The sequence below is a fragment of the Ruegeria sp. AG6 genome (assembly GCF_056541565.1).
Genome location: NZ_JBQFYQ010000001.1, coordinates 560478 through 575662, shown reverse-complemented (window position 1 = coordinate 575662; position 15185 = coordinate 560478). Strand labels below are relative to the sequence as shown.

The following is a 15185-nucleotide window of genomic DNA, read 5'->3' as shown; positions in this document are numbered from 1 at the left end:
CAAAATAAGTACAAGCAACAGGTTTGACCAGCTATCGTGACACCCTTGTGACGAATTACTCTGCCGCAGCTTGCAATTCAGGCCCACCGCTGCGGATGACGGCCAGCAGCTCTTCTCGCCGTTTCGCAGCCTTGGCCTCATTTTCCCGCAGTACCGGCCCAAATCCGCGGATATCCAGCGGCAAACGAGCCAGGGCAGCAATCGCATCACGGGTGTCCTGCGACACCAAGGGCAGTACCTCGCGCATGTCCTTTTCATACTGTCGGATCAGGGCGCGCTCCATCTTGCGCTCGGATGAATACCCAAAAATGTCCAGTGGTGTGCCGCGCAATGCCTTGAGTATGGTCAACAGCTTCAATGCAGTCAGGATGGATTCGCTGAACGCGCGCTTTTTCGGCCTGCCATTGCTACCCGATCCGCCGAATATCGGCGGGGCAAGGTGAAAGGTCATCTTGAAGTCACCATCAAACTCGGCCGCCGCTTTTTCCCGACTGGTCAGCAGAAGACGTGCAACCTCGTATTCGTCCTTGTATGACAACAGCTTGTGATACCCTTTCGCTACCGCTTCGCGCACATACGCGTCCTCGACACTGTCCACCAGCTTGCGGTACCGCCTGGCCAGCCGGGCGCTTTGATATTCCGTCAGGTGCTGCGCGCGAAACGCGATGATTTGGTCCAGTGTCTTGGGCATCTCGGCCACGGTCGGCGCAAGGATGGATTGCACGTCTTCCTGGTGCAGAACCGCCCAACGTCCGATATCAAACGCACGCTTGTTGCGTTCGACCGCCGTGCCGTTCAATTCGATGGCCTCAAAGATCGCCTGATGGCTGACCGGCAACAGCCCGCGCTGCCAGGTCGCGCCAAAGATCATCATGTTGGAATAGATTGAATCCCCCATCACCGCGCGCGCCAGTTCGGTCGCATCAAACAGCGAGACATCTTCTTTCAGCCGCGCTTGCAGGGCCAGTTCCAGCTGATCCGCCGGAATGCGGAACTCGGTATCACGCGTGAAGTCGCCCGTCACCGTTTCATGGCTGTTCACGACGGCCCCCGTACGTCCGGTGCGCGTCAGGCCCAACGTCTTTGCGCCGGCCGAGACCACCAGATCGCCACCGATCAGCGCGTGGGCCTCGCCAGTGGCGACGCGAATCGCGCTGATGTCCTCGGGGCGGTTGGCCAATCTACAGTGGATGTGGACTGCGCCGCCTTTTTGCGCCAGCCCCGCCATTTCCATCATGCCCGCGCCTTTTCCGTCGATCTGCGCCGCCTGCGCAAGGATGGCGCCAATGGTGACGACACCCGTACCGCCGACGCCGGTAATCACGACGTTGTGCGTGCCGGTGATCTTCGGCAGATCTGGTGTTGGCAAATCTGGCAGATCAATTTCGGTCGTCGCCTCTTTGCGAATTTTCGCGCCCTCAAGCGTCACGAATGACGGGCAGAAACCGTTCAAGCACGAGTAATCCTTGTTGCAGCTCGATTGATCAATGGCCCGCTTGCGGCCCAGCTCGGTCTGTTTGGGAACGATCGACACGCAGTTTGACTGTACACCGCAATCGCCGCAGCCTTCGCAGACATCGGTGTTGATGAACACACGCTTGTCGGGATCGGGGAATGTGCCGCGCTTGCGGCGGCGGCGCTTTTCGGCAGCGCAGGTTTGTACGTAGACGATGACCGATACGCCCTCGATCTCGCGAAACTTCTCCTGCACCTGCATGAGATCGGCACGCTCGTATGTCTGAACGCTGGCGGGTAGAGCCTTGAAGTTGACGTCCTCTTTTTCATCGTAAACCACGGCTACCTCTCGGACACCCATTGCCTTGACCTCGGCAACGATCCGTTCGGCGGTCAGGTCGCCTTCATTGTCCTGCCCGCCGGTCATGGCAACCGCGTCGTTGAACAATATCTTGAAGGTGATGTTCGTTCCTGCGGACAATGCAGCCCGGATCGCCTGAACGCCCGAATGGTTGTACGTGCCATCGCCAAGGTTCTGGAACACGTGCTTGGTCGTCGAAAACGGAGCCTCGCCGATCCAGTTGGCGCCTTCCCCTCCCATCTGAGTGAAACCGGTCGTCTCGCGATCCATCCATTGAACCATGTAGTGACAGCCAATACCGGCATAGGCGCGGCTGCCTTCCGGTACCCTTGTCGAGCTGTTATGCGGGCAGCCGGAACAGAAATACGGAAGCCGCGTGGCTATTTCCTGTGCGTTGTCGGCCCGGCGCGCTTCTGACAAAGACGCCAGCCCGGCCCGGATACCATCGGTCTCGCGCCCCTCTTCAATCAGGATCTCGCCCAGCTTTTCAGCGATCATGATCGGGTCAAGCGCACCGCGCGTCGGGAACAGTTCTTCGCGGTGCAGTGTCCCGGCACCGCCTTTGTACCAGCCATAGACCCGGCGTCCGCGCCGGTCGTCAAAGATGGCCTCTTTGACCTGAACCTCGATCAGCTTGCGCTTTTCCTCGACGATCACGATCAGGTCCAGCCCCTCGGCCCAATCGTGGAATCCGACCATATCCAGCGGGAAAGTCTGCCCCACCTTGTATGTGGTAATCCCCAGACGCTCGGCCTCGGCTTCGTTGATATTCAGAAGCGAAAGCGCATGTGTCAGGTCCAGCCAGTTCTTGCCCGCCGCGACAAAACCGATCTTGGCGCCGGGTTTGCCCCACATCCGCCTGTCCAGCTTGTTGGCGTGTGAAAACGTTTCGGCCGCGAACCTTTTGTAATCGATGACACGCGTTTCCTGCAGATGCGGCGTGTCGCCCAACCGGATGTTCAACCCACCTTCCGGCATGTCGAATTCTGGGATGACCATTTGCATCCGGTCCGGACTTCCATCCACGACCGAGGTGACTTCGATCGTGTCCTTCATCGTCTTCAGGCCCACCCAGACCCCCGCAAAACGGCTGAGTGCAAATCCGTAAATTCCATAATCAAGGATTTCCTGAACGCCAGCGGGGCTGACGATCGGCATGTACATGTCGACCAGCGACCATTCCGACTGATGCAGCACCGTCGAGCTTTCGCCGGTATGGTCATCGCCCATCGCCATGAGCACACCGCCATGTTTGGCTGTCCCTGCCATGTTTGCGTGGCGCATGACGTCACCGGACCGGTCAACGCCGGGCCCCTTGCCATACCAAAGCCCGAAGACCCCATCGAATTTGCCGTCGCCGCGCAGGCCCGCCTGCTGGCTGCCCCAAAGCGCGGTGGCCGCCAGGTCTTCGTTCAAACCGAATTGAAACGTGATATCACTTTCGGCCAGTGGCTTTTGGGCCCGCATCATTTGCTGATCCACTGCCCCCAAAGGCGACCCGCGGTATCCGGTGACCAATCCCGCGGTGTTAAGGCCCGCTTGCCGGTCTCTGGCCTTTTGCATCAGCATCAAGCGCACAAGCGCCTGCGTTCCATTCAGAAGAACCGGGTTTTTCTCAAGATCGAACCGGTCGTTCAGCGTTATCTGTGGCTGGCTCATCAGACGTCTCCCCTCGTCAGATCAGTGTGCTATACTTGGATTTATTTTAGGTCATAATTTCTGACCTGTATAGAATTTATCCACTGATATGTAACGATTTCGTCCATTGAATGTAGAACTTGTCACCTATTTCATATAGGGCTTCTGAAAGATAACGAAAGTTGCGGTAATGGATTGGGACAAGCTTAGAATATTTCATGCGGTGGCCGATGCGGGCAGCCTTACGCACGCCGGAGACAAGCTGAACCTGTCTCAATCCGCCGTAAGCCGACAGATCCGCGCATTGGAAGAGTCTCTGGATGCCACTCTGTTCCACCGTCACGCGCGGGGGCTGATTCTCACCGAACAGGGCGAGTTGTTGTTTGACGCCACATCTGCCATGTCGAAACGGCTGGATGCCGCAGCCGCGCGTATTCGGGACAGCGAGGAAGAAGTCTTCGGTGTTTTGCGGGTCACGACGACCTTCGGCTTTGGTACACTCTGGCTGGCACCGCGCTTGCCGAAACTGTATGAGCAATACCCTGACCTGAACATCGATCTGATGCTTGAAGAACGCGTTCTGGATCTTCCGATGCGCGAAGCGGACGTCGCCATCCGCATGAAAGAGCCAAGCCAGGCCGACCTGGTGCGCAAGCGCCTTATGACCGTTCAGATGATGTTGTATGCAACCCAGGATTATATCGAAAACCACGGCGGCATGTTGCAGTCCCTGGAAGAGATCAAGGACCACCGTCTGATTTGTCAGACCCCTGCGGCGCCGCAGGTTGGCGCCAGTGCCGCCATGGTGCGCCACCTGATGACCTATAATCCCGGCTCTTTGCTGACTGTGAACAACTATTTTGGCGTGCTTCAGGGCGTTTTGCACAATCTGGGCATCGGTGTTCTGCCCGATTACGTCACACAGGATTTTCCGCACCTCGTGCCCATCCTGTCAGACATAGAAACCGCAGATGTTCCGGTTTATCTGGCTTACCCGGAAGAATTACGGCATTCAAAACGCGTTGGAGCGTTTCGCGATTTCGTGCAGGACGAAATCATCGCACAGCGTAAACAACTGAAACAGATGGGAAAACTGTAGCTATGCGCAAATAGCATAACGGACATGAAGTGTTCACAGGGTTAATTGTCTTGAACGTTCACTAACTGACCCCTAAATGAGCACTCGAAGGCGGTGATGCTGAAACGCTCATCATCTTCATACCTCCCTGTTGGACTACGGCCGAGCTTATAGCTCGGCCTTTTTTTTGGCTGGACCCTGCATTAAGTCAGCGAAAGCTCTGGGAAAAATACACGCATAGGCATATGATCCTCAAAAAACGATACAATTTCGTGTTTGAGGGAAAATACATGTTCCACCCACTCCGTCTGGTTTTGGCGCTCGTCTCCGCGTTATTCATGGCAGTGCCACTATATGCACAGGACTCCGGTTCAACTTCTACAGTGACCATCCCGGAAGACCTGACACCCGAGCAGGTCGACGATCTTGTTGCTCGCATGTCCGATGATCAGGTTCGCGCAATTCTGTTGGAACGCCTTGATGCCGTGGCGGAAAAACAAGCCGCCGAAAAAGCAAACGTAGAAGACCCGTTGACCGAGATAGGCGAGATCTGGGCTGAAATGGTCGCGTCTTGGACACATGTCCTGACCACGCTTCCCAACATAGTGACGGCGCAGATTACCGCGTTCAGCAATTTTAGCGATACGTTCGGATCGACCGGTGTCTTTACACTTATAGGGCTTGTCCTCTCTGTGCTTGTTGTCGGGTTCATTGCGGAAAAGCTGTTCATTTTCCTGACCCGACGCTGGCATGAAGCAACCGAAGCCGCGGACGAGGCCGACCTTTGGGGCGCCGTCAGATACCTGTTTCGCCGGTTCTGCCGCGAAATCGCCGGGCTGATCATTTTCTATGTCGTGATCCGCGCGGTTGGCCGCGGTCTTCTGACGACGGAACAGATCACCTATGCTGCACCGTTTGTATTCTATCTCATCTGGGTGCCGCGATTGGGTGCAGCAGCGTCCCGGTTTGTTCTGGCGCCGGAGAAGCCGCAATTTCGGTTGGTCAATATCGACGACCACTGGGCAAAGTACCTGCACCGTAACCTGATCGGTCTGTTGATCCTGATCGGGTTCACGCTGTTCGTCGTTCGGTTCAACGCACTCAATGGCGTCACGGGTGACGATACCCGGATTGGCTTCTGGCTGAACGCGGCAATTCACGTCTATATCGCCGCAATCGCCTGGACCGCGCGTGAAGGTCTGTCGCAGATGATGCTGGGGACAGACCCGGATCACACGAAATTCGATGAAGAAGTTGCACATTATTACCCCTATTTTGCCATCGGCGTTTCGGTGGCAATCTGGCTGCTGGTCGAGTTCCTGGTCGCGCAGCGTGATCCGGCAACATTGAGATTGCTGACCAGCGGCGCGCATTTCACGACGATGTTCTGGTTGTTGATTGCACCTGCGCTGGATACGCTGATCCGCGGTCTTGTGCGGCATTTGCAACCGCCAATGTCGGGCGAAGGCCCTCTTGCCGAACGCGCCTACCGTTCCGCGAAACGCAGCTACATCCGGATTGGTCGCGTTATCGCCGGCTTGGTCGTAGTTTTCATGATTGCACGCGTATGGCATCTTGACCTGCGCAATGTCGCTTCGGCCGGTGTCGGTGCCGAAGTCGGCGGTGCCGTGATCGAATTCCTGCTAATCATCGCCGTTGGCTATATCCTGAACGAGGTCGTCTCGCTCTGGATCAACCGCCGATTGGCCAAGGAACAGACTGCGGCCGAGGCGCTGGACGAAGAAGCAGGCGGTGAAGGCGGCGGTGTCGGCGGCTCTCGTCTGGCGACGGTTCTGCCCCTGATGCGGATCACGGCCCAGATTACGATTGCCGTGATTTTTGGCCTGCTGGCGCTGGGCGCATTGGGCATCAATATCACACCGCTTTTGGCCGGTGCCGGTGTTCTGGGTCTGGCGATCGGTTTTGGTGCGCAGAAGCTGGTTGCTGATATCGTGGGCGGGGTTTTCTTCCTGATCGACGATGCCTTCCGCGTCGGAGAATATGTCGACGTCGGCGGCACGATGGGCACTGTCGAGAAAATCTCGGTTCGCTCGATGCAGTTGCGTCACCATCGCGGCCCTGTACACACGATACCCTACGGTGAGATTCAGAAGCTGACAAATTTCAGCCGCGACTGGGTGATCATGAAGCTGAAATTCACCGTGCCGTTCGACACGGATCCCAACAAGGTCAAGAAGATCTTCAAGAAGATCGGTGCTGAGATGATGGAGGACGAGACCCACAAGGATGGCTTCCTGCAACCGTTCAAATCGCAAGGTGTGTTCGATTTTGACGATGTCGGCATGATCATCCGCGGCAAGTTCATGGCCAAGCCCGGCAAGCAGTTCACACTGCGCAAGGAGATCTTCAACCGGGTCAAGGCGGCCTTCAAGGAAAACGGCATCGACTTTGCCCGTCGCGAAGTGCGCGTTGCGATTCCGGGGCTGGACGACAATGAAAACCTAACCCCGGAACAAAAGACGGCTGTTGGTGCCGCAGCCGCAGCGCAGCTCAACAAGGATCAGGGATCGGCGTAAGCTTCGCGGTCCACGCCAGCTGCATGCACCCATTTTGGGACGCATTCATCCGGAACCGGCAGTGATGCCGGTTCCGTTTTTCTTTGAAAGACGCAACCTGCGCCGTCTTGACCCTTTCCACACGCGCGCGCTTGCCCTACAAGGCGCGCAATCTCGGCCCACTTGGACACAGGACAGAAGATGCAAGAGCCCGCCATCACACCCGATCTGATTGCCGCACACGGGCTCAAGCCCGAGGAATATGACATGATCCTCGAGATCATCGGGCGTGAACCTACTTTCACCGAGCTCGGCATTTTCTCGGCCATGTGGAACGAGCACTGTTCCTACAAATCTTCGAAGAAATGGCTGCGCACCCTGCCCACCTCTGGGCCCCAGGTGATCTGCGGACCCGGTGAAAACGCAGGCGTGGTGGACATTGGCGACGGTCAGGCCGTGGTCTTCAAGATGGAAAGCCACAACCACCCGTCTTACATCGAACCCTATCAGGGTGCGGCGACCGGCGTGGGGGGCATCCTGCGCGACGTCTTTACTATGGGCGCGCGTCCCATTGCGTCCATGAACGCATTGTCTTTTGGCGAACCCGGCCATCACAAGACCCGTCAACTGGTCAACGGCGTGGTCGAGGGCATCGGTGGCTATGGCAACTGCTTCGGTGTGCCTTGCGTCGGTGGCGAAGTGCGCTTTCACCCCGCATACAATGGCAACTGCCTTGTGAACGCCTTTGCCGCTGGCCTGGCCGACAGCGACAAGATTTTCTACTCGGCCGCGTCGGGCGTGGGTATGCCCGTCGTCTATCTGGGCGCAAAAACCGGTCGTGATGGTGTGGGGGGCGCGACCATGGCATCCGCCGAATTCGACGACACGATCGAAGAAAAACGCCCCACCGTTCAGGTCGGCGACCCCTTCACCGAAAAACGCCTGATGGAGGCGACGCTGGAACTGATGCAGACCGGTGCCGTGATCTCGATCCAGGACATGGGCGCAGCGGGCCTGACCTGCTCGGCCGTTGAAATGGGTGACAAGGGTGGCCTTGGCGTACGTCTTGATCTGGAAAACGTTCCTCAGCGCGAAGAAAACATGACAGCCTATGAAATGATGCTGTCCGAATCTCAGGAGCGTATGCTGATGGTCCTCAAGCCCGAGCTTGAGGCCGAGGCCCGCGCCGTGTTCGAAAAATGGGATCTTGATTTCGCGATCGTTGGCGAAACCATTGCCGAAGACCGCTTTCTGATCATGCATAACGGTGAAGTCAAAGCCGATCTGGTTCTGTCCAAACTGTCTTCTACCGCGCCGGAATACGACCGCCCATGGGAGCCTACGCCACAGGCAGAGGAACTGGCCGAAGTGCCCCAGATCGACCCGATTGACGGGCTGCGCGCCCTGCTCGCGTCGCCCAACTACGCAGGCAAACAGTGGGTCTATGAACAGTACGACACCATGGTGATGGCGGATTCCGTCCGCACGCCGGGTCTGGGTGCGGGCATGGTCCGCGTCCACGGGACCGACAAGGTGCTTGCCTTCACATCCGACGTGACCCCGCGCTATGTGCGCGCAAACCCTATTGAGGGCGGCAAACAAGCCGTGGCCGAAGCCTATCGCAACCTGACCGCCGTCGGAGCCAAGCCGCTGGCCACAACCGACAACCTGAACTTCGGCAATCCTGAAAAGCCCGAGATCATGGGCCAGTTTGTCGGTGCCATACAGGGCATTGGCGCCGCGGTCGGCGCGTTGGACATGCCGATCGTGTCGGGCAACGTCTCTCTGTACAATGAGACCGACGGACAGGCCATTCTGCCGACCCCCACCATTGGCGCAGTCGGCCTGTTGCAGCACTCGGACGAGGTCATCGGCAACGAGGTGCGCGAAGGCCACGTCGCGCTGGTGATCGGTGAAACCAAGGGGCATCTGGGTCAATCCGCCCTTCTGGCCGAGGTGTTCAACCGCGAAGACGGCGACGCCCCGCATGTCGATCTGGATGCCGAAAAGCGCAACGGTGATTTCATCCGCGCCAACCGCGAGATGATCAAGGCCTGCACCGACCTCAGCGATGGCGGCATCGCTTTGGCTGCCTTCGAACTAGCAGAAGCCGCAGGCGTTGGCGTATGTCTTGACGACGCACCGACTGAATTCCTGTTCGGTGAAGATCAGGCCCGCTATCTTGTTGCGTGCAATTTCGATCAGGCCGAGGCATTGATGATTGCGGCCGGTCAGGCCGGCGTTCCACTGAATGCGGTTGGTCGTTTCACCGGCGAAACGGTAAAGATCGGCAGCTCGGAAGCCTCGCTTGATGAACTTGCCGCGATTTACCGCAACAGCTTTGCCGAGGCTGTCGCCTAACAACGCAACGCGAATGCCAATCGAAACCCGCGCTGTGATCCGGTGCGGGTTTGGTTGTTTTTGCATGTGCCAGTGCTCTTGCACGCCCGGTTCATGCGCTCTACATCTTGGGAAAGACCTTCTGGAGTTATCTACATGCCGATGAGCGCCCACGAAATCGAACACCTGCTGCGCGAAGCCTTTCCCGACGCCGAGATTCAGGTCGGCGGAAATGACGGTGTTCATATGTCTGCCATGGTGGTGGATGAAAGCTTTCGCGGCAAAAACCGGGTTCAGCAACAGCGCGCTGTTTACGCAGCTCTGAAGGGCAAGATGGACGGCCCGGACGGAGAATTGCACGCGCTGGCGCTCACCACCAAAGTGCCGGAATAAGCTTCTCGGCTTCTTTCGAGGCGAACATATGACTCTCCCGTTGGAGAAACGAACAGGAAACGCAAAATGACCGACGTAAAAACCCAGATCGACGAAACCGTCAAAGCCAATGACGTGGTGCTGTACATGAAAGGCACCAAGGAAATGCCGCAATGCGGGTTTTCCTCACGCGTGGCTGGCGTGCTCAACTACATGGGCGTTGAATACACCGACGTAAACGTGCTGGCCGACGAAGACGTGCGTCAGGGCATCAAGGATTATTCCGACTGGCCGACCGTGCCGCAGCTGTATGTCAAAGGCGAATTCGTAGGCGGTTGCGACATCATCACCGAGATGACCCTTTCGGGTGAGCTGGACACGCTTTTTGATGAAAACGGTGTCGGCTACAACAAGGAAGCAGCCGACAAAATCCGCGAAGCAAACGCGTAATCCTGCTTACCGGCTGGAACAATTCTGATAAATAGCCTGCTCATTGGCGGCGCCTGCCGCCAAATAGCTGATTGACGCGTTCCAACCTTTTGAGCGCAGGATATAGGTTCCTTCGGCTCCGAGAGATTCATAGCGGATGCCCGATCCGCTTTCGACCTGGCGCATCGCGACCAGAGTGTTGTCCACCATCGTCGCCGCCGCGCCTGAACCGTCGGGTGCGTTGAAATAGGTCACCGGCAACGGCACGCCGTTCTCGCAGGTAAAGGTGACAGACAGAATGTCGATTTCGGCGAGTGCAGATGTTGCCGGGAAAACAAGCAAAGCACCGCAGAAGAAATTGCGCAGATAGGTCATTGTGCCTTCTTCTCCTCGACGACGGAAGCCAGCGCTTCCGCACGTGCTGCCAGCTCGGCCAGCGTATCCGTGACGGATGGCGGCACCACCGCGACTTCAACACGTTCGGGTTCCGGCGCGGGTGCATTTCGCAGCGATTGAAGCTCGGCCTCGGCCTCGGCCAGCCTGGCCTCCAGCGACTTGACCTTGTCTTCCGTCGCCGCCGTCTTGTCAGCCAGCAGCAGACCGGCCATCAGCAACATGCGCGCTTCGGGCATCCGCCCAATCTGATCGGACAGAACCTGCGCTTCGTCATCCAGCATTTTGGCGGCCGCCTGCAGAAAGGGTTCTTCCCCGTCCCGGCAGGACACGTCAAAACCCCGCCCGCCAATATGAATGGTTACCTCGGGCATTACTCTACCTCACCTTCTACAAGTTTTGCCTGCGACAGCAGAGGTTCCAACCGTGCCAACACGGCCTGCGCTTCGGCGGCGTCCGAAGCCTGCGCCGCACGCGTCGCCTCAAGCTCGGCAACGGTGGCGCGGTTCAGCAATTCAGCATCCGTCAGCCCTTCTGCGGCCGCGGAACGCAACTCTTCTATGGAATTCCGCAACTGCTCGTTCGCCTTGCGCATACGTTGCAGATCGTCATCCAGCCGGGACATCGCAGCGCCATGGCTGGCCCGTTCGGCCCGCAGCATCTCAAGCTCGGCGCTCAGATCATCGACCCGTACCGTATCTTCAAGTTGTGCCTTGAGGCGGCTGTTTTCCGCCTCGACTTCTTTTGCCTGAGCAAGCAATTCACGCAATTGCTCAAGCTCGGCTTCCACCGCCGAAGGATCTTCGATGCCGTCAAGTTCGGCGCGCAGTCTTTCGTTCTCGGCCTTCAACGCGTCCAGTTCGGCATTGTTGTCCAAGGCCGCCTTGGCCTCGGCCAGCTCGGCGCGGGCCGCTTCGACAGACGCGATTTTCGCCCGGGCTTCTTCCAGCTCTGCGCGCAGCGCATCCGCGTCGGCGGCACCCGCTGGTTCCGTGCGCAGCTCCTCCAGATCGGCACGCAGCGCGTCCACTTGTTTTTCGTGCTGCTCTTTCAGGGTCTTCAGTCGTTCCTGAAGCTGCGCATTGGCAACTCTTTCGTCTTCAAGTTCGGCCTGAAGCCTCTCACTTACTTCAGCATTCCGGGACGCACCGCCCAACCCTTCGACGCCCGCACTGATACGATCCATCGCAGCAATAATGCGGTGCTGTAGTTCCTCTAACTGGCTCATGCCCCTGTCACCTCTTTATCAAGGTTCATTCTGTCGCGAAGTGATCCGAATCAAAACCGAATCCCGCTTGCCGACAGTCTAACGGAATGCGACAGAAAATACCCACTGTTTGGTTTCAATCACTTGGGCCGCGCTCTTCACCTATCGGGCGTTGCCAAAGCCCGGTTCCGCTTGCACTTTGGGTGCTGAATGGTATTGAGCGCGCAATCTGCTTTTTATCCAAAGGAACAACGCCCGTGGACCTGACTGCGCTGCGCAAAGCCAACCCTGAACACTGGGACAAAGCTGCGGCCATCCGCACCCTGACCCTTGACGCCGTCGCCGCCGCAAATTCCGGCCATTCCGGCATGCCGATGGGCATGGCCGATGTTGCGACCGTTCTGTTCGAAAAGCACCTGAAATTCGACGCCTCGGCCCCGAACTGGCCGGACCGCGATCGGTTCATCCTGTCGGCTGGTCACGGTTCGATGCTGGTCTATTCACTTCTCTATCTCACCGGTCATGCCGACGTGACGCTGGAAGAGATCAAGAATTTCCGCCAGTTGGGCGCCAAGACCGCGGGCCACCCAGAAAACTTTCTGATCGATGGTGTTGAAACCACGACCGGCCCGCTTGGTCAGGGTATCTCGAATGCCGTGGGTTTCGCCATGGCCGAGGAAATCCAGCGCGCGCATTACGGCAAGAAGGTCGTGGATCACTATACTTACGTGATCGCGGGCGACGGCTGTCTGATGGAAGGCGTCAGTCAGGAAGCGATCACTTTGGCCGGCCGCCATGAGCTGAGCAAACTGATCGTCTTCTGGGACAACAACAACATCACCATCGACGGCACTGTCGATATCGCTGATCGCACCGATCAGGTCCGCCGGTTTGCGGCCTCTGGCTGGCACGTGATTGAAATCGACGGCCATGACCCCAAGGCCATCGATGCGGCCATTGTTCAGGCGAAAAAGTCCAAAAAACCAACCATGATCGCCTGTGAAACCCATATCGCTCTGGGTCATGCTGCGCAGGACACCTCGAAAGGTCATGGGGCACTGACGGATCAGGATCAGCTGAAAGCCGCGAAAGAGGCCTATGGTTGGCCGCACGACACATTCGAAGTTCCAGCCAACGTCAAATCCGCTTGGGAAGCCATTGGTGCACGCGGCGCAGACGAACGTGGGGCTTGGGAAGAACGTTTTGCCCAGCTTTCCGAGAGGAAACAGGCCGAATTCAAACGCGCCTATGCATTTGAGGCCCCCAAGCGGCTGGCTGGCGCCATTCGTGCGTTCAAAAAGCAGATGTCTGAAGAGCAGCCGAAACTGGCCACCCGCGCCTCGTCCGAAAAAGTTCTGAACGTCGTGAACCCGATCATGACCGAGACTGTTGGCGGCTCGGCTGACCTGACCGGATCGAACAACACAAAATCGGCTGATATGGGCGTGTTCCTGCCGGAAAACCGCAAGGGCCGCTATATCCATTACGGCATTCGCGAGCACGGCATGGCCGCTGCGATGAACGGCATGGCGCTGCACGGCGGTATCCGCCCCTATGGCGGTACCTTCATGGCCTTCACCGATTATGCCCGCCCGTCCATGCGGCTGGCGGCGCTGATGAAGATCCCGTCGGTTTTCGTAATGACCCATGACTCGATCGGTCTGGGCGAGGATGGCCCGACCCACCAGCCGGTGGAACATCTGGCCATCTCGCGCGCGACGCCGAACACTTATGTGTTCCGTCCCGCCGATACGATCGAAACCGCCGAAGCCTGGGAACTGGCGCTGACCTTCAAGGACAGCCCCTCGGTCCTGTCGCTGACCCGCCAGGGCGTGCCGACCGTGCGCAAGGATCACAAGACCAAGAACCTGACCGCACAAGGCGCCTATGTTCTGGCCGAGGCCGAGGGCAAGCGTCAGGCGATCCTGATTGCAACAGGTTCCGAGGTTTCGCTGGCCATGGAAGCCAAAGCGATGCTCGAAGCCGAAGGCATCGGCACCCGCGTCGTCTCGATGCCCTGCATGGAGCTGTTCGCCGAGCAGGACGAAGCCTATCGCAAGCGGGTACTGCCTGCCGGTCCGGTCCGCGTCGGCATCGAGGCCGCCGTGCGCGCCGGTGGCTGGGATCGCTGGCTGCTGGGCGAGCGTGGCCGCGAAGCCAAGGCAGGCTTCATCGGCATGTCCAGCTTTGGCGCCTCGGCCCCTGCCGGTGAGCTGTACAAGCATTTCGGCATTACGGCCGAAGCAACTGTGGCCAAGGTCAAGGAATTGTTGGGACTGTAAGACAGTCCCTTCTGATCGAGCAAAGGGCGGCTTTGGCCGCTCTTTTCATTTTGGTTTCAATGCGTTTCGGATTTGCTGAACAGGGGCATGATTATCTTGGTTGCCACCGGGATCAAAACCAATCCCCAAGCCAAACCAAATACGCCATCCATCGTGGCCTTGGATACCCACTCAACCGCACCAACCCATTGATCAGACACGGAATGTCCAATGGCATAGGCCCAATCATGGATATGATGTCCCAGCCAGCCAAAACCCAGAACCTGCATCCCGTGGATGACGATCGAGCCCCCCACCCACAGCATCGCGGCAGTTCCGACAATGGACAGTGTTTTCATCACCCCGGGCATTGCCTTGACCAACCCTCGGCCCAGACCGCGACCGATAGGTGTTGGCGCGTTCTGCGCCAGAAAAAGTCCCACATCATCCATTTTCACGATCAACGCGACGGATCCATAGACGGCCACCGTCACGCCGATCCCGACAACAGCCAGCGTAGCGGCCTGCATCCACAGGTTCGGGGCTTCGATCGCCGCCAGTGCAATGGTCATGATCTCGGCAGACAGGATGAAATCAGTCTTGATGGCGCCCTTGACCTTTTGCTCCTCCAGGTGGCCCGGATCGCGGATTTTCATGTCGTCCTCAATCACATGGCTGCCATGAGGAAACAGAACATGAAAAATCTTCTCGGCCCCTTCAAAACATAAATATGACCCGCCAAGCATCAACAAGGGCGTGATCAGCCACGGCGCAAAATTGGCCAGCAACAAGGCTACGGGCAGCAAGAGTATGATCTTGTTGAAGATCGACCCGCGCGCAATGCGCCAGATGATCGGCAACTCGCGCGCCGGGGCGAAACCCTGCACATATTTCGGCGTCACCGCTGCGTCATCGATGATCACACCGGCGGTTTTGGCCCCCGCTTTGCCTGCCGCCGCAACCACATCGTCCACTGATGCCGCCGCAACCTTGGCAATGCCCGCCACATCATCCAACAGGGCCAAAAGACCACTCATCGCGTTTCCCTTCAATCTGCTGTCGCCAACCGGACCCTACCTGATCCAACGGCTAGCGCAAGCGTTAGCGCAACCGGCGCAGGTTTGCGCTAACACCT

11 protein-coding genes are annotated in these 15185 nt (G+C 58.0%); 6 read left to right on the top strand and 5 right to left on the bottom strand.

Annotated features, from left to right (window positions below; all coding sequences use genetic code 11):
* Positions 1-55: 55 nt before the first annotated feature.
* Positions 56-3475 carry an indolepyruvate ferredoxin oxidoreductase family protein gene (locus tag ACR0I0_RS02800; protein WP_480490100.1) on the bottom strand — a complete coding sequence of 1140 codons (3420 nt, stop codon included), beginning with the start codon at positions 3473-3475 and terminating at the stop codon, positions 56-58.
* A gap of 169 nt (positions 3476-3644) precedes the next feature.
* On the opposite strand from ACR0I0_RS02800, the gene ACR0I0_RS02795 reads away from it, so the two are divergent.
* The 5 genes from ACR0I0_RS02795 (at position 3645) to grxD (ending at position 10210) form a co-directional block, all read left to right on the top strand.
* Entirely contained in the window at positions 3645-4553 is a 909-nt protein-coding gene (locus ACR0I0_RS02795) for a LysR family transcriptional regulator (RefSeq protein WP_171116088.1), read from the top strand.
* A gap of 269 nt (positions 4554-4822) precedes the next feature.
* Entirely contained in the window at positions 4823-7069 is a 2247-nt protein-coding gene (locus tag ACR0I0_RS02790) for a mechanosensitive ion channel family protein (RefSeq protein WP_171632702.1), read from the top strand.
* Positions 7070-7249: 180 nt separating this feature from the next.
* Positions 7250-9409 carry a phosphoribosylformylglycinamidine synthase subunit PurL gene (gene purL, locus ACR0I0_RS02785; RefSeq protein WP_480490098.1) on the top strand — a complete coding sequence of 720 codons (2160 nt, stop codon included), beginning with the start codon at positions 7250-7252 and terminating at the stop codon, positions 9407-9409.
* A gap of 135 nt (positions 9410-9544) precedes the next feature.
* Entirely contained in the window at positions 9545-9781 is a 237-nt protein-coding gene (locus tag ACR0I0_RS02780; RefSeq protein ID WP_152457878.1) for a BolA/IbaG family iron-sulfur metabolism protein, read from the top strand.
* Positions 9782-9847: 66 nt separating this feature from the next.
* The gene (gene grxD, locus ACR0I0_RS02775) at positions 9848-10210 is read left to right on the top strand and encodes a Grx4 family monothiol glutaredoxin (protein WP_171116094.1); all 363 of its coding nucleotides are present in this window, start codon (positions 9848-9850) and stop codon (positions 10208-10210) included.
* 6 nt (positions 10211-10216) lie between these two features.
* Here grxD and ACR0I0_RS02770 read toward each other — a convergent pair whose 3' ends face one another.
* From ACR0I0_RS02770 to ACR0I0_RS02760, 3 genes are read right to left on the bottom strand one after another with little or no spacing between them, the layout of a single operon-like run.
* Positions 10217-10564, bottom strand: coding sequence for an MliC family protein (locus ACR0I0_RS02770; RefSeq protein ID WP_171723341.1), 348 nt, complete (start codon positions 10562-10564; stop codon positions 10217-10219).
* Positions 10561-10956 carry a cell division protein ZapA gene (locus ACR0I0_RS02765; protein ID WP_480487458.1) on the bottom strand — a complete coding sequence of 132 codons (396 nt, stop codon included), beginning with the start codon at positions 10954-10956 and terminating at the stop codon, positions 10561-10563. Before ACR0I0_RS02765 ends, ACR0I0_RS02770 begins: the two co-directional genes overlap by 4 nt.
* Positions 10956-11810 carry a hypothetical protein gene (locus tag ACR0I0_RS02760; RefSeq protein WP_480490095.1) on the bottom strand — a complete coding sequence of 285 codons (855 nt, stop codon included), beginning with the start codon at positions 11808-11810 and terminating at the stop codon, positions 10956-10958. Before ACR0I0_RS02760 ends, ACR0I0_RS02765 begins: the two co-directional genes overlap by 1 nt.
* A 236-nt stretch (positions 11811-12046) precedes the next feature.
* Between ACR0I0_RS02760 and tkt the strand changes: the two genes are divergently transcribed.
* A complete protein-coding gene (gene tkt / locus ACR0I0_RS02755) occupies positions 12047-14071 on the top strand; it encodes a transketolase (RefSeq protein WP_171723343.1) in 2025 nt (674 codons plus the stop codon).
* Between the two features lie 56 nt (positions 14072-14127).
* Here the strand turns inward: tkt and ACR0I0_RS02750 are convergent, their stop codons facing one another.
* Positions 14128-15087, bottom strand: coding sequence for a DUF808 domain-containing protein (locus ACR0I0_RS02750; protein WP_480490093.1), 960 nt, complete (start codon positions 15085-15087; stop codon positions 14128-14130).
* Positions 15088-15185: the final 98 nt, after the last annotated feature.